This is a genomic window from Streptomyces sp. NPDC026092, from assembly GCF_040638605.1.
In the GTDB taxonomy this organism is placed as follows: Bacteria; Actinomycetota; Actinomycetes; order Streptomycetales; family Streptomycetaceae; genus Streptomyces.
Genome location: NZ_JBEZYN010000034.1, coordinates 1 through 18741, shown reverse-complemented (window position 1 = coordinate 18741; position 18741 = coordinate 1). Strand labels below are relative to the sequence as shown.

The window sequence follows — 18741 nt, the reverse complement described above, 5'->3', positions numbered from 1 at the left end:
AGTGGGTACGCCTTCTTGCCCCTCTCCGAGAGACCTCTGAGAGACCCTCCGCGAGACCCGAAGCGGCTCAGTCCCGGGTCATCTCCACCAGCTTCATCACGGTGTTCCAGTTGCGTGTCGTCGCCACGATGCCCTTCACCAGGGCCGGCTTCGAGAGCGCCTCTGCCAGTTTCGAGCGGCCGAGGCCGTCGGGCGCGTAGAGGTAGAGCACGCGGTCGCCGAGCCTGAACTCCTCGGGCAGGAAGGCCTTCTGGTCGATCGAGGCGATCCGCTCGGGGCCGACCGGCTCGGAGAAGTACGTGACGTGGAGCTGCTTGCCCTCCAGCTCGGCGGCCGGGAACGGGCAGCTGTCGGCGACGGCGGCGAGATACGCGGCGTCCCGGACGAGGCAGTCGACGCGGAAGCCGAAGCGCTTCTCGATGGCGTCCTGGAGCGCGGTGGTCAGCTCGTCCGTGCTCGCGCCGTCGGCGTCGGTGGTGAAGACGGCGTTGCCGCTCTGCAGATACGTCCGGACGTCCCGGTGCCCGAGCTCTTCCAGTACGGAACGGAGTTCCGCCATGGGGACTTTGCGGTGCCCGCCCACGTTGATCCCGCGCAGCAGCGCGGCGTACGTCGTCGTCATGGGCACACCATAGGGGGTGTCTCGTCGATCAGACCTGATCGACGAGACACCCCCTATGACGGCCGCCGTGCCCCGTGGGGGAGGGCACGGCGGCCGCCGGTTCAGCGGGGTGCGACTACTCGACGATCTTGAGCAGCTTGTTGGCGGTGCCCCCGGTCGGGTTGCTGATCTTGTCCGGGGTGGCGCCGGTGACCAGCGCCTCGGCGACCTGGTCCGGCGTGGCGTCCTGGTGCGCCGCGAGGTAGACGGCGGCGGCGCCGACCACGTGCGGGGTGGCCATGGACGTACCGGAGATGGTCTTGGTGCCCTCGTCGCTGTCGTTCCACGTCGAGGTGATCTCCGAGCCCGGGGCGTAGAGGTCCACCACGGAACCGAAGTTGGAGAAGCTGGACTGCTGGTCGTCCTCGGTCGAGGAGGCGACGGTGATCGCCTCCTGGACGCGGGAGGGGGAGCCCTCGCCGGCGTCGGAGGACTCGTTGCCGGCGGCGACACCGAAGGTGACACCGGAGGCGATGGCCTTCTTGACGGCCTCGTCGAGGGCCGGGTCGGCGCCCCCGCCCAGGCTCATGTTGGCGACGGACGGGCCCTGGTGGTTCTTGGTGACCCAGTCGATGCCCGCGACGACCTGCTCGGTCGTGCCGGAGCCGCTGTCGTCGAGGACGCGGACGGCGACGATCTTCGCCTTCTTGGCGACACCGTGCGAGGCGCCGGCGATGGTGCCCGCGACGTGGGTGCCGTGGCCGTTGCCGTCCGAGGCGTCGTCGTCGTTGTCGATGGCGTCGAAGCCGGAGGCGGCGCGGCCCTCGAAGTCCTTGTGCGTGGTGCGGACTCCGGTGTCGATGACGTAGGCCGTGACGCCCTCGCCGCCGTTGTCCGGGTAGGTGTACTTCTTGTCGCCCGCGGTCTCGGCCTGGTCGACCCGGTCGAGGCCCCAGGACGGCGGGTTCTCCTGGGTCGCGTTGATGGAGAACTTCTTGTTCTGGACGACCTTGGCGACGGCCGGGTCGGCGGCGAGACGCTTGGCGTCCGTCTCCGAAAGGTCGTTCACCGAGAAGCCGTTGACCGCGGAGTCGTAGCTGCGGCGCAGGGTGCCGCCGTACTCCTTCGCCAGCTCACCCTTGTCGGCCTTCTCGTCCAGCAGAACGATGTAGCTGCCTGCGACGGCGCCTTCGACGCCGAGTCCGTGCACGGTTCCGAGGGCGGGCGGCGTGGGGGCCGCACCGGCGAACGGGCTCGTGATGACGGTGACTCCGGCCGCGGCCGCGATCGCGGTCGAGACGGCGACGATGAGCTTGGTCTTGCGGGCACGCTTGTGTATTGCCATGAAGAGGGGTCTCCTCGCCAGGATTTGTGGGGGGTTGAGCCTCCGAAAGGAAACCCTCCGGCGGCTGCTTCAAAACCCTTGCTCATTGACGAGTGCAAATCAAGACCTTCATGCAGCTGTGACTTAAGCAACAAGGCTTCGTAATAATAAAGTCACGCATCCCTCCCAACTCCGGCACAAAACATGGCCCCCGGCTTCACCCGGGGGCCATCTGCGTGCGGAATCAAGCGAGTTCGGACTCGAAGAGTTCGGCTTCGATCAGATCGGCCGCCCGGCGCGTGCCGCCCTCGCGCGCCATCCGCTCCTGGACCTCCTTGGCCCGGACGGCCACTTCGGGGTCGTCGAGGAGTGCGAACACAGAGGCGCGCAGCAGCTCGGCGGTGACGTCCGCCATCTCGAGCCGGCGGGCCACACCGAGGGACTGGAGCATGTCGGCGTTGCCGAACTGGTCGGTCGCGAGCGGGACCGCGACCATCGGGGTCGCGGTGGCGAGCCCCTCCTGGCTGCCGCCGGCGCCCGCGTGGGTGATGAAGGCGTCGGCCTGCTTCAGGATGGCCAACTGGGGTACCCAGGACCGCACTTCGACGTTGGCCGGAGTCTCGCCCAGTTCGGCGGGGTCGACGAAGGCGCCGATCTGGAGTACGACGTGCCAGCCGGGCAGGTCGCCGAAGGCGGCCACGCAGGTGCGGTAGAAGTCGGGCAGCTTGGTGAAGGCCGAGCCCATCGAGACGAGCAGCACCTTCTCGGCGCCCTCGGGACGGTGCCACTCCCCCTGGTCCGCACGCTCGCCCTGACAGGCGCCGACGAAGGTGAAGACGGAGCCGTCGACCCGGTCGGCGTGCGGCTGGAGGGCGCTCGGGATGAGCGCGAGGGCGCGCCGGGGACGGGCGACGAGGCGGTCGGGGTGGGTGTCCACGCCGTGCTCGGCGAGCCAGTTCTCGAAGCGGGTGTAGTACGCCTTGCCCCGTTCGGAGGCCTTCAGTTCCGCGAACATGGGCTCGGCGACCTCGTCCTCGTACCCCTCCCAGGGGACCAGATTCGGCCAGAGTCCCACGGCGGGGACGCCCCAGCTGTGGGCGAGGACCGGCGCCGGGTAGGAGGTGATGTCGTGCAGGACGAGGTCCGGCCGGTCGGCGTCGAAGGCCTCGGCCAGCTGGGGCAGGGCCTGGATCGCGTCGGCGAGGAACGGTTCGACGTGGTCGATCAGTTCGGTGCCCCAGGCGTCCGGGTCGTCGTCGGTGGGGAGCGTGGAGCGGTAGACGACGGGCGTGGCGCCGGTCGCGGCGACCTTCTCGGCGAAGGAGGCGGGGATGGCGTAACTGACGCGGTGGCCCCGGTCGACGAGCTCGCGGATCACTTCGAGGCTCGGGTTCACGTGTCCGTGGGCGGCGATGGAGAACATGGCGATATGAGCGGGGCGCGGCGTGGTGGTCATGCGCCCACATTAAGCGAGACGAGACGTCTCGTCCAGTCGATAGAAGATGCGGGCTCCCCGCAGGGGTCGGATACAGGTCAGTCGCGCTGGTAGCGGGCGAGGACGAGGTTGCCGTCCTCCTCCAGGCGTTTGCGCAGCTCCGCCGCGTCGATCGCCCCGCTGTAGTACTCCTGATAGGCCGGGGTGGCCACCTTGTCCTTCCACTCGGGATAGCCCCGGACGGACTGCGCGGGAGCGGAACGCAGGTGCTCGGCGACGGCGGCGCCGGTCGCCCAGCCGTCCTTCGCGGTGTGCAGGGACGGGTCGGCGAGCGCCGCCGTGCCGGTGGGCAGCATCCAGTCGCCGCGTGCGAGCCGGACCATGTTGGCCGGCTGGAGGAAGAAGTCGAGGAAGGCCGAGGCCTCCTTCTTGTACCGGCTGTCCTCGGCGATGGAGAGCGTCTGCGGGCTGACGCCCTGCGCGAGCCCGTCCTCCCCCGCGGGCGCGGGCAGCACGATCCACTCGAAGCCCTTCGGCGCCTGCTGGGTGATCTGCTGGCGGTACGAGAAGCCCAGCGGGACCATCGCGTACTTGCCGCCGAAGAATCCGGGCAGGGCGTCCGAGCCGCCGCTGCCGAGCGTGGAGCGCGAGGCGCTGTGGTCGGTGTTGACCTGGTCGTGGATGGTGCCCGGCACGACGCCGTCCTGGTCGGTGAAGCGGATCGTCACCTTCCCGTCGGGTTCCCGGTGGAAGAGCTGCCCGCCGGCCGAGAGCCCGAGGTTGAGACTGACCGAGACCGGCTCCTTCAGCGGCCAGGCGATCGCGTACTTCCCCTCGCCCATCTTCCCCGTCAGCTCCTTGGTGATCTGACGGAACTCCGCCCAGCTCCACGGCTTCTCGGGGGTCGGGAGGCGGACGCCGGAGGACTCCAGGATCCGCTTGTTGGCCATGATCACGCGCGGTTCCTGGAGGAACGGCACGCCGTAGACCCCGCCGCCGAAGGTCGTGGTCTCCCAGCTGCGCGCCGGGATGTCGGCCTTGAGCCGCTCGGGCAGGAGGCCGGTCAGATCGGCGAGGTAGCCGCCGTAGGCGAAGTCGGCCAGGTCGTCGGAGGCGTCGTGGATGATGTCGGGCGCCTCGCCACCCTCGAAGGAGGTGAGGAGCTGGTCGTGGACCGAGTCCCAGCTGCCCTGGACGTAGTCGACCTGGATGTCGGGGTGGGCCGCGTTCCACTCGGCGACCAGTTCCTTGTTGGCGTCGACGGACTCCTTCTGCCAGGCCAGGGACTGGAAGCGGAGCCGTACCGGGCCGTCGCCGGGTTCGTCCCCCGACGAGCAGCCGGTGAGGAGCAGCGCGAGCGCGGCGGCGGCCGCCGCGAACGTCCGTACCCGCATCAGGACTTCACCGCCCCGGTCAGCATGCCGCCCGTGATGCGCTTCTGGATGATCGCGAAGATGACCAGCGAGGGGATCGTGGCCAGGAACGCGGCGGCGGCCAGCGGACCGAGGTCGGCGACGCCCTCCGCGCCGAGGAAGTGGGTGAGGACGACCGGCAAGGTCTGCTTCTCCGGGGTCTTGAGCAGGACGAGCGCGAAGAAGAACTCGTTCCACGCGGTGATGAAGGCGAAGAGCGCCGTGGCGACGATGCCGGGGGCGAGCAGCGGGGCGGTGACCGAGACGAGCGTACGGAGCTTCCCGGCGCCGTCGACGGCCGCGGCCTCCTCCAGCTCGGCCGGGACGGCCCGTACGTACCCCACCAGCATCCAGAGCGCGAACGGCAGCGACCAGACGACGTAGACCAGGACGAGGCCGAAGAGGCTGTTGATCAGGTGCAGGTTCTTGAGGACGAGGAAGAGCGGGATGATCACGAGCACGAAGGGGAACGCCTGGCTGATCACGACCCAGCCGGTGGCGGCGGTGGAGAGCCGGCTGCGGTGGCGGGCCATCACATAGGCCATGGGCGTGGCGATGACGACGGCGATCAGGGCCGCCGCGAGAGCCGCGATCAGGCTGTTCCCCGCGGCCTGGAGCAGCGGCTGCTCGTCGAAGGCCTGCCGGAAGTTGGCGAGGGTCGGGTCCTGCGGGATCCAGGTCGGGTGGAGCGAGCCGAGTTCGGTCGCCGGTTTGAAGGCGGTCGAGATCAGCCAGAGGAACGGAAACGCGAGGAAGGCCAGATAGGCGAGGAGCGCGAGGTACTGCCCGATCCGTGCGGGTCTGCTTGCGCGGAGGGTGCTCACCGGTCCTGGCCCCCCTTCAGTCGTCCGACGAGATAGAGGGCGAGGAGTACGGAGATGACGGCGACCATGACACAGCCCATGGCGGCGGCGTAGCCGAACTGGCCGTAGCGGAACGCTTCCTCGTAGGCGAAGAGCATCGGCAGCCGGGTGCGGCCGCCGGGTCCGCCGTTGGTCAGGACGTAGACCAGGGCGAAGGAATTGAAGTTCCAGATGAAGTTCAGGGCCGTGATGGCGAGGGCCACCGGTCTGAGGGCGGGCCAGGTGACCGTACGGAAGCGGCGCCAGGCGCCCGCGCCGTCGAGGGCGGCGGCCTCGTGGAGTTCGTGCGGGGTGTTCTGGAGGCCGGCGAGCAGGGCGACCGTGGTCTGGGGCATGCCGGCCCAGATCCCGACGACGATCACGGCGGGCAGGGCGGTGGCGAGCCCGGTGAGCCAGTCCCGTCCGTCACCCAGGCCCAGGTCGCGGATGGTCTCGTTGAGGATGCCCGCGTCCGGGTTGTAGACGAGGCGCCACATGATGCCGACGACGACCTCGGGCATGGCCCAAGGGATGATCGCGAGCGCCCGGGCCAGCCAGCGGAAGCGGAGCTTCTCGTTCAGCAGCAGCGCGAGACCGAGGGCCAGGAGGAACTGGGGCACGGTGACGCCGACGGCCCAGAGCAGGCCGATCCGGAAGGAGTCCCAGAAGAGGGTGTCGTGCAGCAGGTCCTGGAAGTTGAGGGTGCCGACCCACTGGGTGGCCTGGGTGCGGCCGGACTGGGAGTCGGTGAAGGCGAGCGCGATGCCGTAGAGGAGGGGGCCGACGCTCAGGACCAGGATGGGGATGAGGGCGGGCAGCACCAGGAACCAGGCGCCGTGGTCCCGCACCGGACCGGGTCTCCGGCCGGCGGCCGTCGCCCCGCCGGACCGCTTCGTTGCGGTCGCCACTCCCACAGATCGACCCCTTTGGCACCTTTTGCGCATGCGACTCGGCCTCCGTCATGGTCCTGACGGGCCGTCGGTTCGTCAAGGCAACCTGCATGGATGCGAGACTTTGGCTGATTCGCACACGCATCGGGGCAGCTGGGAGAGACGGATGGACGAGGCGCGGGCACGGGAGATCCTGGCCGCCACGGGACTGTCGACAGGTCCGTCGACGCCCCTGTCGACGCCCCGGGTTGCCGAGGAGCCGGAAGCGCGGCTGCTCGCGCTCGGCGAGAACGCGGTCTTCGCCGTCGGCGAGCTCGTGGTGAAGATCGGCCGGGACCCGGAGCTGCTCCCCCGCGCCGAGCGTGAACTCGCGCTCGCCGCCTGGCTGGCGGAGACGGACATCCCGGCCGTGCGCGCGGCGGAGCCGAAGCCCCGCCTGGTCGACGGCCACCCGGTCACCCTCTGGCAGCGGCTGCCCGAGGCCGTACGCCCCGCCGAGCCCCGCGACCTGGCGCCGCTCCTTCGCCGGATCCACGCGCTGCCGGAGCCGACGGGCTTCACGTTGCCGCGCCGTGAACTCCTGGGCGGGGTCGAGCGGTGGCTGCGGCTCGCGGGCGACGCCGTCGACCCGGCCGACGCGGCCTTCCTGCGCGAGCGCCGGGACGCCTTCGCCCCGGCGGCGGCCGCGCTCACCCCGCACCTGCCCCCGGGCCCCCTCCACGGCGACGCCCTCCCCCGTAACGTCCATGTCGGCCCCGAGGGTCCTGTCCTGGTCGATCTGGAGACCTTCTCCTCCGATCTGCGCGAACACGATCTGGTGGTTCTCGCCCTCTCCCGCGACCGGTACGGACTCGACCCCGCCGCCTATGACGCCTTCACCGAGGCGTACGGCTGGGACGTCCGGGAGTGGGACGGGTGCGCGGTGCTGCGCGGGGCGCGGGAGACCGCGAGCTGCGCCTGGGTGGCCCAGCACGCGCCGACGAGCCCCAAGGCGCTGGCCGAATTCGAGCGCCGGGTGGCCTCGCTGCGGGAAGGTGATGCCACCGTGAGGTGGTACCCCTTCTGACATCAGGACGGGGTCCCTCGTGCGAATTCCCACTCATGAACGGGGTGTTGTGATGCGCGTGGAACTGTCCGAGGTGACCCTCGACGTCGAGGTGAGCGGCGAGGGACCGACCGTCCTGCTGGTGCACGGCTTCCCCGACAGCAAGGATCTCTGGCGCCACCAGGTGCCGGCCCTGACCGCGGCCGGGTACCGGTGCGTCGTTCCCACGCTGCGGGGCTTCGGCTCCTCCGACCGACCGGCGGATGTGGACGGCGGCGGCTTCGAGGGGTACCACCCGGCCAAGCACGTCGGCGACCTGATGGAACTCCTGGCCCACCTCGAGATCGACGGCCGCGTCCATCTCGTCGGGCACGACTGGGGCTCCGGCATCGTCCAGGGCTTCGCCCAGTTCGCGCCCGAGCGGGTGGCGTCCCTGAGCATCCTGTCGGTGGGGCACATGGCGGCCATCCTGGACGCGGGCTTCGAGCAGAAGCAGCGCTCCTGGTACATGATCCTGTTCCAGTTCCCGGGGCTCGCCGAGGACTGGCTCTCCCGGGACGACTTCGCCAACCTCCGCGAGATGGCGACCGAGCACCCCGACGGGGAGGCGATCATCGAGCAGCTGCGGGCGCCGGGCGCGCTGACCGCGGCGCTGAACATCTACCGGGCGGGTGTCCCCGCCGAGGTCCAGTTCGGCCCCGCCGTGCCCCTCCCGCCGCTGCCGGGCCCGGTCCTGGGCGTCTGGTCCACCGGCGACCGCTTCATGACCGAGCGGTCCATGACCGGCACCGGCAAGCACGTGGACGGCACCTGGCGCTACGAGCGCGTGGAGAACGCGGGCCACTGGCTCCAGCTGGACCAGCCCGAGCGGATCAACACGCTGCTCCTGGACTTCCTCGCGGAGAACCCGATCGGCTGACGGTGCCGCGCGGGGCGGTGCGCCCCGCGGTCCGTCAGCGCGCCACGGAAGCGAGTTCCCGCAGGGGCCACGACGGGTCGACGACCGCGTCCGGGGTGCCCTTGCGGCGCAGGAAGTCCTGGAAGTCCTCGGCCCACGTGCGGTACCAGTCGATCTGACGGCCGTGCAGCTCGGCCGGGGTCAGGGCGGCGACCGTCGGGTGCCGCTCGGCTATCGCGACGGCCACCCGCACGGCGGCCTCCGCGTCGGCGGACGCCTGGTGGGCGGCTTCGAGGACGACTCCGTACTCGGCGCAGACCGCCTCCAGGGTCCGCTTCCCCCTGCGGTACCGGTCGACGGCCCGGTCGATGGTGTACGGGTCGACGACCGGGCCTATCGGGGCGCCGCCCCGCCGCTCGCTCAACGAGGGGAGCCCGTGGCGGCGCAGCTCGGCGGAGAGCAGCGTGAGGTCGAACGAGGCGTTGTACGCCACGATCGGGACGCCCTGGTTCCAGTACCCCGTCAGGGTCTCGGCGATCTCGTCGGCCACCTCGGCCACCGGCCGCCCCTCGGCGGCCGCCCGCTCGCTGCTGATGCCGTGGATCGCGGACGCCTGCTCCGGGATACGGATGCCCGGGTCGGCGAGCCAGTCCCGGTGCCGCGTCACCCGGCCGCCCGATACGCCGACGATCGCGGCGGTCACGATGCGCGCCTCCAGCGGTTCCGTACCGGTCGTCTCCAGGTCGAATCCGACCAGCGGTTCCCCGTGCCAAGCCATCGGGCCTCCTTACGTGATCTCCCCCGTGGTGCTGAACACCCTCGCACGAGCCACTGACAACGGGCCCCGCCGGGCCGCCCCCGGCCTTCGCCGGCCCTGCGCCGACGCCTTCTCTCGGCCTTCCGCCGGCCTCAGGAGACCGGGCGCGAGTCGAGCCAGACCGACTCGAACTCCTCCCGATATGTAGAGAAAAGTCCGTATTCGCCGTCTCGCCCCTGTTGTCCGGCACGCACCAGGTTCCGGCCACCTCCGCGCAGCACGAGCACCGGCGCCTCCATGCCCCGCGCCTTCCGCAGGTACGACTGGATCACGGCGACCCCGTCCGGCCCGTCCCCGTCGACCAGGTACGCCGTGAAGCGCGGGGTCTCGTCGAAGACATGGATCTGGAAGGCGTCCGGGTCACGCAGCCGGGACCGCACCCGCCGCATGTGGAGGATGTTCATCTCCACCGAGCGGCTCAGCTCGCCCTTTTTCAGACCCAGTTCCCGCTCGCGCCGCTTCACCGCGCTGCTCGCCGGGTTCAGGAACAGCAGGCGTATCCGGCAGCCCGACTCGGCGAGCCGCACCAGGCGCCGCCCGGAGAAGTTCTGCACGAGCAGGTTCAGGCCTATGCCCGTGGCGTCGAGGCGGCGGGCGCCACCGAAGAGGTCCTCGGCCGGCAGCTGGCGCTGCAGCCGCACCCGGTCGGGGTGGACGGAGACCACGTCCGCGTACCGGTCGCCGACCAGGTCCTCGACCGCGTCGACCGGCAGCCGGTCGGCGGACGGCACGCCGGCCCCGCTGCCGAGGATCTCCAGGAGCCGGGCGGACGCCCGTTCGGACTGGGCGAGGACGGTGAGCGAGAGGGCGCGGTTGCGGGAGACGACGTTCCGCGTCACCTCCAGCTCGTCGAGGGCGAGTTCGACCTCGCGCCGGTCGTCGAAGTACGGCTCGAAGCAGGGCCAGTGCTGCACCATCAGCTCCCGCAGCTGCGGGAGCGTCAGGAAGCTGAGGACGTTGTCGTCGGCCGGGTCCAGGAGGTAGCCCTTGCGCCGCGAGACCTCGCGGACGGCGACGGCCCGCTGCACCCACTCCTGCCCGGCGGGCCCGGCCGCGGCCACCACCCACTCCTCGCCGTGCACCGGCTCGTACACCGGGCGCAGTACGGCAGCCACCACAGCGCGCAGCCGCTGCTCGACGAGATTCAGCCAGATATAGGCCCGTCCGGCGCGCTGGGCGCGGGTGCGCACCTCGCTCCAGGCCTCGGCGCCCCAGTCGAGCTCTGCCCCGATCTCCATCGGCCTGGCGACGGAAACCGCTCCGGGCGGTACCTCCACGGGGTCGGGCGAGCCCCCCTCGTGACCCGCGTCACCTGGGGGCAGCTCCAGACCTCCCGAGCTCACCCGCGCACCGCCTTCTGCTCCTGGACGCCCGATCCGACCGTCTGTCGACGATCAAGGAAGGGTACTCCGCGAGCGGGAGCCGGTGCAGCCGGATCGACAGGCTGCTCGCTCAACTCCCCTGATTCGGAGTGCCGTTCCGTCCGGCGAGATCGACCGGAGTGAGCGGATTCATAGCGGAAGCGTCCCTGGCAGCGGGCCGGAGGCCCACCCGATCGGCGGCGGGCGGCCGAGGTTCCGGTCCCGGCACGGAAGGGAACACGATGTCGAGCCGTACGACAGGGTCGGCGGGCGTCCCGCCGTTGACGCGGTCGCCCACGGCACGTCCCCGACGGCGCGCCCGGCGTGTCGGGTGGCCCGCCCCCGCCTCCCTTTCGGGCAATCTGGCCGGAGTGCACCCCAACACCCGGATCAGAATGGAAGAGTCGTATCTATGCAGGTCTGGCCGGGACAAGCGTATCCCCTGGGCGCCACGTACGACGGCGCCGGAACCAACTTCGCGGTCTTCTCGGAGGCCGCCCACAGGATCGAGCTGTGTCTGCTCCATGACGACGGCTCGGAGACAGCGGTGGAGCTGCGCGAGACGGACGCCTTCGTCCGGCACGCCTATCTGCCGGGAGTGATGCCGGGTCAGCGGTACGGATTCCGGGTCCACGGTCCGTACGCCCCGGAGCGCGGGCAGCGCTGCAACGCGGCGAAGCTGCTCCTCGACCCCTACGCGCGGGCGGTCTCGGGCTCGGTCGAGTGGGGCGAGGCGGTGTACGGCTACCACTTCGGGCGGCCGGACTCGCGCAACGACCTCGACTCGGCGCCGCACACGATGAGCTCGGTCGTGGTCAATCCGTACTTCGACTGGGGCGACGACCGGCGGCCGCGCACCGACTACCACCGCACGGTGATCTACGAAGCCCACGTGAAGGGCTTGACCATGCTCCACCCGGAGCTGCCCGAGGAGCTGCGCGGCACGTACGCGGGGCTCGCGCACCCCGCGGTGATCGGGCACCTGAAGGAACTGGGCGTCACGGCGCTGGAATTGATGCCGGTCCACCAGTTCGTGAACGACCACCGCCTGGTGGACGCGGGGCTCGCCAACTACTGGGGCTACAACACGATCGGCTTCTTCGCCCCGCACAACGCGTACGCCTCCTGGGGCGACCGGGGCCAGCAGGTCCTGGAGTTCAAGTCGGCGGTGAAGGCCCTGCACCAGGCGGGGATCGAGGTCATCCTCGACGTGGTCTACAACCACACGGCGGAGGGCAACCACCTGGGCCCCACGCTCTCCTTCCGGGGCCTGGACAACCCTTCGTACTACCGGCTCTCGAACGACCGGCGGTACTACACGGACACCACCGGCACCGGGAACTCGCTGCTCATGCGGTCCCCGCACGTGCTGCAGCTGATCATGGACAGTCTGCGGTACTGGGTGACGGAGATGCACGTCGACGGCTTCCGCTTCGACCTGGCGGCGACGCTCGCACGGCAGTTCCACGAGGTGGACCGTCTTTCGTCCTTCTTCGACCTGGTCCAGCAGGACCCGGTGGTCAGCCAGGTGAAGCTGATCGCCGAGCCGTGGGACGTCGGCGAGGGCGGCTACCAGGTGGGCAACTTCCCGCCGCTGTGGACCGAGTGGAACGGCAAGTACCGGGACTGCGTACGGGACTTGTGGCGCGGCGAGCCGCGTACCCTCGCCGAGTTCGCGTCCCGGCTCACCGGCTCGTCCGACCTGTACCAGGACGACGGCCGCCGGCCGCTCGCCTCGGTCAACTTCGTGACCTGTCACGACGGTTTCACGCTGCGCGACCTCGTGTCGTACGACGGGAAGCACAACGAGGCGAACGGGGAGGGCAACCGGGACGGCGAGAGCTACAACCGGTCGTGGAACTGCGGAGCCGAGGGCGACACCGACGACATCGGGATCCGGGAGCTGCGGGCCCGCCAGATGCGGAACTTCCTCGCGACGCTGATGCTCTCGCAGGGCGTGCCGATGCTGAGCCACGGCGACGAGTTCGGCCGGACGCAGGGCGGCAACAACAACGCGTACTGCCAGGACAACGAGGTGGCGTGGGTGCGCTGGCCGGAGCCGGGCGAGTCGGAGGAGGGCACGCTCCTGGAGTTCACCCGGGCCATGGTGCGGCTGCGCCGTGACCACCCGGTCTTCCGGCGGCGCCGCTTCTTCCACGGGCGCCCGGTGGAGGGGACGCACGACGAGCTGACGGACATCGCCTGGTTCACGCCGGAGGGCGAGGAGATGACGGCGCGGGACTGGCAGGCGGCGCACGCGCAGGCCCTGTCCGTCTTCCTCAACGGCAACGCGATCTCGGAGCCGGGACTCCAAGGGGAGCGGATCGGGGACGACTCGTTCCTGCTGATGTTCAACGCGTCCTCGCAGGAGCTGGAGTTCGAGGTCCCGATCAACCACGGGGAGAGCTGGCGGGTGGTCGTGGACACCTCCCACCCGGAGGGCATCCCTCCCCAGGAGGGCCCGAAGGTCGCGGCGGGCGAACGGGTGTCGCTGGCACCGCTGAGCCTGACGGTGCTGAAGCGGCCTGCGTAGGGGGCCCGACGTAGGGGGCCGACGGGGGCCCGCCTCGTTCGGCGGCGGCCGAACGGGTGTCGCGATACAGGCGGGCCACCGGCGGAACGTCTCGCGATGCACCCGAATGGGCGCATGCGGCGATGACAGAGAAGGCCTCGCGCCGGGTACGTACGTTCGCATGACGCCCTCGCTCCCGGCCTCGCCGGCCGCCCGGACCGTACCCACCGCCACCTATCGGCTCCAACTCCAGCCGGATTTCCCGTTCTCGGCCGCCGAGCGGGCCGTCCCGTACCTCGCCGGGCTCGGGGTGTCGCATCTGCACCTCTCCCCCGTCCTGGAGGCCGTGCCCGGGTCGACACACGGGTACGACGTGACCGACCACCGTGCGGTCCGGGCCGAGCTGGGCGGGGAGGCGGGGCTGCGGGCGCTCGCGGCGACCGCGCGGGCGCACGGCCTGGGCCTGGTCGTGGACCTGGTCCCGAACCACATGGCGGCCTCCCCCGTGCACAACCACGCGCTGCGCGCGGTGCTCCGCGAGGGGCCGGAGTCGCCGTACGCCCGCTGGTTCGACATCGACTGGGCGGCCGGGGACGGCACGATCCTGCTGCCGGTGCTGCCCGCCCGGCTGCCGGAGGTACGGGAGCGGATGCGGGTCTCCGACGGCGCGTTGCACCTCGACGACCTGTCCTTTCCGCTCCGCGCGGGCACGGAGGGGCTGCCGCTGCCGGAGCTGCTCGACGCGCAGTGGTATCGGCTCGGTTGGTGGCGACTCGCCCGCACGGAGCTCAACTACCGCCGCTTCTTCACCATTTCGGAGCTCATCGGAGTACGGGTGGAGGACCCCGAGGTCTTCGACGCGACCCACGGTGCCATCCTGGAGCTGGTACGGGACGGGGTGATCGAGGGGCTGCGGATCGACCACCCGGACGGACTCGCCGACCCCGAGGGGTACTTGGAGCGGCTGCGGGAGGCGACGGGCGGGCGGTGCTGGACGGTCGTGGAGAAGATCCTCACCGGAGCGGAGCCGCTGCCGCCGACCTGGCCGGTCGCGGGGACCACCGGCTACGACGCCCTGCGGCATGTGGACGGCCTCTTCGTGGACGACGTCGGCGCCGATGAACTGGCGGATTTGTACCGCGAGTTCGTGGGGCGGGCCGGGGACAGGGGCGGCTCCTGGGAGGCGACCGCGCGCCGCGCCGCGTACGAGGTCGTCACGCACGACCTCGCCGCGGAGACCGCCGCGCTGACCCGGCTCGCGGAGCGGATCTGCGCGGCCGACCCGGACCTGCGCGACCACGCCCCCTGGGCGTTGCGGACGGCCGTACGGGAACTCCTGGTCCGCGTACCGGTCTACCGCTTCTACCGCACCGGCGACGAGTCCGTCCTGACCCCGGAGGCGGCTCGTGGCGCGAAGGCGGCCTTCGCCGTGGAGGAGGAGGCCTCGGCGGTCGACGCCGTGCGCGACCTGGCGCTGGGGCGGAGCGGCGACGGCCCCGAACACCGGGCGTTCCGGGCCAGGTTCGCGCAGACCTCGTCCGCGCTGCGCGCCAAGTCCGTGGAGGACACCGCCTTCTACCGGTACACCCCGCTCCTCTCCGCGAACGAGGTAGGCGGCGACCCCGGGCGCCCGGGCATCGGGCCCGAGGAGTTCCACGCGTACTGCGAGCGGCTGGCCCGGGACTGGCCGGCGACCGGGACCGTGCTGTCCACGCACGACACCAAGCGCAGCGCGGACGTCCGCGCGGGGATCGCCGTGCTCTCCCAATGCCCCGAGGTGTGGCGGGAGTTGCTCGACGAGGTGGCGGGAGTCCACGCGCCGGACGCACATCTGGCGTGGACGGCCTGGCAGACGGCGTTCGGCTTCGGCACCCCGGACGCGGAGCGGATCGGCCCGGCGGTCCTGAAGTCCGTACGGGAGGCGGGGCTGCACACGAGCTGGACCGAGCCCGACCCGGCGTACGAGCGGGCGGTGACCGACTTCGTGGCCGCCGGGCCCGGCCGGATCCCGCTGCGGGCGGCCTCGGAGGCGGCGTTCGCCCTGGAGCCGCACATCCGGGCGCACATGCTGGGCGCGACCCTGGTCCAGTTGACGATGCCGGGGGTGCCGGAGCTGTACCAGGGGACGGAACGGGAGTACCGGGCCCTGGTCGACCCGGACAACCGACAGCCGTTCACGGTCGGCGAGGACGACGACAGGACGGCGCTCGTACGGGCCGCCCTCACCCTGCGACGGACCCGGCCCGACGTGTTCGCCGCACCGGACTCGTACGTCCCGCTGACGGTGACCGGGACCGCCGCACAGCACTGCCTGGCCTTCGCGCGCGGACGCGCGGGCGCCGCGCCCGAGGTGGTCACGGCGGTCACGCGGCTGCCGCTGCGCCTGGTGGAGGCGGGCGGCTGGCAGGACACCGAGCTGGTGCTTCCGCCCGGCCGCTGGGTCGACCTCCTGGACGGGGAGAGGGAGTTCGCGGGCGGCGCGGTGAAGCCGGTCGATCTGTTCGACGCGCGTCCGGTGGCGCTGCTCAGCCTCCGGGCCTGACCAGCAGGCTCTTCGGGGCGCGGGTGATCAGGCCGGTCGGCTCGGGCCGGAAGCCGTCGGCGAGCCGGAGGCGGGGCATGGCGTCGAGGAGCGCCCGCACGGCGTACTCGGCTTCGAGCCCGGCGAGGAGGACGGCCGGGCAGGCGCCGCTGCCGTAGGTGAGCTGGCTGGGGTCGTCGCGGAGCGGGTCGTACCGGTCGGGTTCGCGGAAGCGCTCCGGGTCCCGGCAGGCGGCGCCGATCAGCAGGGCGACGGGCTCCCCCGCCGGGATCGTGCCGCCGCTGACCCGCACCTCGGCGGCGGTGCGGCGGACGGCGATCTGGACGGGCGGGTCGCGGCGCAGCGACTCGGTCCAGGCGCGGGCGAGCTGTCCGGAGGGCGCGGCGTGGAGTTCCCGCGCGTGGTCCGGGTCGGCGAGCACATTGGCGAGGAAGGAGGCAAGAGCCTTCTCCCGTACGGCGATCTGGCCGGTGCACTGGCCGGCGAGCGCGGCGGCGGCGCGGCCACGGACCAGGCGCATCATGTCCCGGTACGGCACGCCGACGGCGGCGGCGACGGTGCCGGCGGGGAGCCAGTGGCAGAAGTCGGCGACCAGGTCGGCGTGCGGCCGGTCGGCGATCCGGCGGGCGAGGACGTGCGCGGTGCGCGCGGCGACGCTGCGCAGCTCGGCCTCGTCGACGTCGACATGGCTGCGGGCGCAGGGCGGGTCGCCGGGGCGGTGGCCGTGGGTGAACCGGGCGTCGGTGAGGGCGGTGGCCACGTCGGCGTACCGGCTCAGGACCCAGGCGCGCAGCAGCGGGTCGTAGGTGAGCGGGAACTCCTCGCGCAGGACGCGGTGGACGCGGTGCGGATACCACGTACCGCCGGGGTCCAGGGGGCTGGGTGCCACGGTCCGGCTGGTCGGCGGCCGCCTTTCGGTCGCCGCGGAGCCGTCGGTCGCCGCGGGCCATGCGGCGGCGGAGGGCGTGGCGGTCCGGAACCGCTCTGCGGCCGCTGCGAGCGTCGCGCGGGCGGGGGTGGGGGTCGGGGCGGCCGGGGACGGACCGCGGTCCATGGGCGGCAGATCGGCCCAGCGGTCGGGGGGCGTCCCCGGCTTCGACTCGTCGCTCATCGCGCCCCCTGTCGGTCCGGCATACGGGTGTCCCCCCACCTGACCACCGCCGGAGGCGGGACGCAGCCGGCGTACCGCCGAACGGGTGAACCGGCCCACCGCCGGAACACGGCTTGACCTCAAGCAAAGTTGAGGTTCTACGGTGTGAGTACCGGCACAGGGACCGGTCTTCACAGCGGCACTCACAGGGGGTTTCCGATGACGACCCAGCACCTCACCGACACCGAACTCGCCGCCCAGCCGGCCGCTTACTGGACGGGAATGGCCTACGAGGCCCTCATCGCCTTCACGCGGGCCCGGCAGGCTGAGCTCGGCTTCACCCAGCCCCAGTACTGGCTGCTGCGCAACCTCTCGAAGCACGACATCTCGGCCGACGGCGAGGGCATGACCATCCCGGATCTCCAGCGGGCGATGGCCTCCTACCTCAGGCCCGAGGACGATCTCGTGACGGAGTCACGCACCCTCCTGGAGCGCGGCTGGCTGACCCGCGACGGCGACGACCGCCTGTGGATCACGCCCGAGGGCGACGAGGCGCGCGCCGCCTTCAAGCGGCACGCTCCGTCGATCCGCGCCCGGATCCACGAGGGGATCACGGATGCCGAGTACGTGACGACGCTCAAGGTCCTCCAGCAGATGATCCGGAACGTGGGCGGACCGGCCACCGCCTGACGCCTCGGGGAGGCTCGGACTCAGACCAGGAGCTTCCGGTCGGCGGGCGAAGGCGCTTGAGCCTGAGGGGTCGTCGGCCCGTTGGCCTCCGACGGGCGGTGCGGCCACCAGGCGCGGTCGCCGAGGAGGGCGAGGGCCGAGGGGAGGATCACCGCGCGCAGCACGATCGCGTCGAAGAGGACCGCGACCGTCAGGCCCACCGCCAGCTGCTTCATCTCGATGCGGTCGATGAAGAGGAAGCTCACGAAGACCGATACCATGATCACCGCCGCGCTCGTCACCACGCTCGCCGAACCCGCGATCCCGTCGACCACCGCCGCCCGGGTCGGCACCCCACGCCGTACGGCCTCGCGGATCCGGCTGACCACGAAGATCTGGTAGTCGGTGGAGAGCCCCACCAGGATCGCGAAGACCATCAGCGGCATACGGGAGCCGACGAAGCCCAGGGACTCGAAGCCCAGCAGGCCCTCCGCCCACGTCCCCTGGAAGACCAGGGTGAGCACGCCCCAGGCCACCATGACCGCGGCCAGGTTGAGGACCGTGCCGAGCGCCGCGAGGACCACCGAGCGGAACGCCGCGTACATGACCGCCAGGCTCGCCAGCGAGACGAAGAGGACCACCCACGGCAGCCGCCGCTCCTGGTGCGCCGCGTAGTCCGCGCCGTACGCGATCTCGCCCGAGACCGCCCGGTCCAGGCCCCGCGTGCCCTCGACGGCCGCGGGCAGCAGCACCGAGCGGACCCGGTCGAGGGAGCGCGCGGCCTCCGGCGAGTTCGCCGCGTACGGGACGGGCAGCGTGAGCAGGGCCGTACGCCCGTCCTCGGCGACCCGCACCACCGGCGCGGTGTCCTGCGCGAACAGCGCGTCGCCCCGGGTCGCCGCCGCCAGCTTCCGCAGCGGAGCGGCCGGGTTCTCGCCGCGTACGAGCACGAGATGCGCGGGCCCCTCCGACGGGAAGGCCGCCACGAGCCGGTCGTACGCCGCCACGGCCGGGATGCTGTCGGGGAACGTCTCCTTGCCCTCGGTACCGAGCCGCATCCCGAGCGCGGGCGCGGCCAGCGCGACCGTCGCCGCGGCCCCGGCGAGCAGCGCCACGAGCGGCCGGCGCACGACCGGCCCCAGCAGCGCCGCCCACACGCGCCCCTCGCCACCCCGGCCGGCGCGCGCGGCGCGGGGGCGCGCGAGCCGGCCCCCCGCCAGTGGGGGGCCCCAACGCGCCCGCCGGGCGGGGCGGCCGGTGAGCGCGCCGCCCCCCCCGGCCAGCGTGTCCAGGATAGCGCCCG

Annotated in this window: 15 protein-coding genes; 5 read left to right on the top strand and 10 right to left on the bottom strand. The window is 71.8% G+C overall.

Features of this window, described 5'->3' with window-relative positions; genetic code table 11:
* Positions 1-67: 67 nt before the first annotated feature.
* The 6 genes from AB0F56_RS34465 to AB0F56_RS34440 form a co-directional block, all read right to left on the bottom strand.
* A complete protein-coding gene (locus AB0F56_RS34465; RefSeq protein ID WP_362017025.1) occupies positions 68-622 on the bottom strand; it encodes a DUF1697 domain-containing protein in 555 nt (184 codons plus the stop codon).
* Between the two features lie 115 nt (positions 623-737).
* A complete protein-coding gene (locus tag AB0F56_RS34460; RefSeq protein WP_362017023.1) occupies positions 738-1946 on the bottom strand; it encodes a S8 family serine peptidase in 1209 nt (402 codons plus the stop codon).
* A gap of 223 nt (positions 1947-2169) precedes the next feature.
* Positions 2170-3381 carry a macrolide-inactivating glycosyltransferase gene (mgt, locus tag AB0F56_RS34455; RefSeq protein WP_362017022.1) on the bottom strand — a complete coding sequence of 404 codons (1212 nt, stop codon included), beginning with the start codon at positions 3379-3381 and terminating at the stop codon, positions 2170-2172.
* Between the two features lie 77 nt (positions 3382-3458).
* Entirely contained in the window at positions 3459-4754 is a 1296-nt protein-coding gene (locus AB0F56_RS34450) for a sugar ABC transporter substrate-binding protein (RefSeq protein WP_362017020.1), read from the bottom strand.
* A complete protein-coding gene (locus AB0F56_RS34445; protein ID WP_362017018.1) occupies positions 4754-5596 on the bottom strand; it encodes a carbohydrate ABC transporter permease in 843 nt (280 codons plus the stop codon). Before AB0F56_RS34445 ends, AB0F56_RS34450 begins: the two co-directional genes overlap by 1 nt.
* Positions 5593-6528: a sugar ABC transporter permease gene (locus AB0F56_RS34440; RefSeq protein WP_362017016.1), complete on the bottom strand. Its 936-nt coding sequence runs from the start codon at positions 6526-6528 to the stop codon at positions 5593-5595. The genes AB0F56_RS34445 and AB0F56_RS34440 overlap by 4 nt, the downstream gene beginning before the upstream one ends.
* Before the next feature lie 142 nt (positions 6529-6670).
* Between AB0F56_RS34440 and AB0F56_RS34435 the strand changes: the two genes are divergently transcribed.
* The gene (locus AB0F56_RS34435; protein WP_362017014.1) at positions 6671-7570 is read left to right on the top strand and encodes an aminoglycoside phosphotransferase family protein; all 900 of its coding nucleotides are present in this window, start codon (positions 6671-6673) and stop codon (positions 7568-7570) included.
* Between the two features lie 52 nt (positions 7571-7622).
* Entirely contained in the window at positions 7623-8468 is an 846-nt protein-coding gene (locus AB0F56_RS34430) for an alpha/beta fold hydrolase (protein ID WP_362017012.1), read from the top strand.
* 34 nt (positions 8469-8502) lie between these two features.
* Here the strand turns inward: AB0F56_RS34430 and AB0F56_RS34425 are convergent, their stop codons facing one another.
* Together AB0F56_RS34425 and AB0F56_RS34420 are read right to left on the bottom strand one after the other, a co-directional pair.
* Positions 8503-9225: a 3'-5' exonuclease gene (locus AB0F56_RS34425; RefSeq protein WP_362017010.1), complete on the bottom strand. Its 723-nt coding sequence runs from the start codon at positions 9223-9225 to the stop codon at positions 8503-8505.
* A gap of 131 nt (positions 9226-9356) precedes the next feature.
* Positions 9357-10607: an SAV2148 family HEPN domain-containing protein gene (locus AB0F56_RS34420; protein WP_362017008.1), complete on the bottom strand. Its 1251-nt coding sequence runs from the start codon at positions 10605-10607 to the stop codon at positions 9357-9359.
* A 430-nt stretch (positions 10608-11037) separates the two neighbouring features.
* Here AB0F56_RS34420 and glgX point away from each other — a divergent pair, with 430 nt between their 5' ends.
* On the top strand, positions 11038-13158 hold the full coding sequence (gene glgX / locus AB0F56_RS34415; RefSeq protein ID WP_362017006.1) for a glycogen debranching protein GlgX: 2121 nt from the start codon (positions 11038-11040) through the stop codon (positions 13156-13158).
* A gap of 160 nt (positions 13159-13318) precedes the next feature.
* Positions 13319-15679: a malto-oligosyltrehalose synthase gene (gene treY / locus AB0F56_RS34410; protein ID WP_362017004.1), complete on the top strand. Its 2361-nt coding sequence runs from the start codon at positions 13319-13321 to the stop codon at positions 15677-15679.
* On the opposite strand, the gene AB0F56_RS34405 is transcribed toward treY, so the two are convergent.
* Positions 15663-16790: a cytochrome P450 gene (locus AB0F56_RS34405; RefSeq protein ID WP_362017002.1), complete on the bottom strand. Its 1128-nt coding sequence runs from the start codon at positions 16788-16790 to the stop codon at positions 15663-15665. The genes treY and AB0F56_RS34405 overlap by 17 nt on opposite strands.
* 198 nt (positions 16791-16988) lie before the next feature.
* On the opposite strand from AB0F56_RS34405, the gene AB0F56_RS34400 reads away from it, so the two are divergent.
* Complete coding sequence (locus AB0F56_RS34400) at positions 16989-17459, top strand: MarR family winged helix-turn-helix transcriptional regulator (RefSeq protein ID WP_362017000.1); 471 nt, start codon at positions 16989-16991, stop codon at positions 17457-17459.
* A 20-nt stretch (positions 17460-17479) separates the two neighbouring features.
* Here AB0F56_RS34400 and AB0F56_RS34395 read toward each other — a convergent pair.
* On the bottom strand, positions 17480-18741 hold a 1262-nt coding region (locus AB0F56_RS34395), incomplete at its 5' end, for an MMPL family transporter (RefSeq protein ID WP_362016998.1).

Bases quoted from the DNA above. Each gene is read 5' to 3' on its own strand.
- AB0F56_RS34465 (WP_362017025.1), bottom strand. From the start codon at position 622: ATGACGACGACGTACGCCGCGCTGCTGCGCGGGATCAACGTGGGCGGG.
- AB0F56_RS34460 (WP_362017023.1), bottom strand. From the start codon at position 1,946: ATGGCAATACACAAGCGTGCCCGCAAGACCAAGCTCATCGTCGCCGTC.
- mgt (WP_362017022.1), bottom strand. From the start codon at position 3,381: ATGACCACCACGCCGCGCCCCGCTCATATCGCCATGTTCTCCATCGCC.
- AB0F56_RS34450 (WP_362017020.1), bottom strand. From the start codon at position 4,754: ATGCGGGTACGGACGTTCGCGGCGGCCGCCGCCGCGCTCGCGCTGCTC.
- AB0F56_RS34435 (WP_362017014.1), top strand. From the start codon at position 6,671: ATGGACGAGGCGCGGGCACGGGAGATCCTGGCCGCCACGGGACTGTCG.
- AB0F56_RS34430 (WP_362017012.1), top strand. From the start codon at position 7,623: ATGCGCGTGGAACTGTCCGAGGTGACCCTCGACGTCGAGGTGAGCGGC.
- AB0F56_RS34425 (WP_362017010.1), bottom strand. From the start codon at position 9,225: ATGGCTTGGCACGGGGAACCGCTGGTCGGATTCGACCTGGAGACGACC.
- glgX (WP_362017006.1), top strand. From the start codon at position 11,038: ATGCAGGTCTGGCCGGGACAAGCGTATCCCCTGGGCGCCACGTACGAC.
- treY (WP_362017004.1), top strand. From the start codon at position 13,319: ATGACGCCCTCGCTCCCGGCCTCGCCGGCCGCCCGGACCGTACCCACC.
- AB0F56_RS34405 (WP_362017002.1), bottom strand. From the start codon at position 16,790: ATGAGCGACGAGTCGAAGCCGGGGACGCCCCCCGACCGCTGGGCCGAT.
- AB0F56_RS34400 (WP_362017000.1), top strand. From the start codon at position 16,989: ATGACGACCCAGCACCTCACCGACACCGAACTCGCCGCCCAGCCGGCC.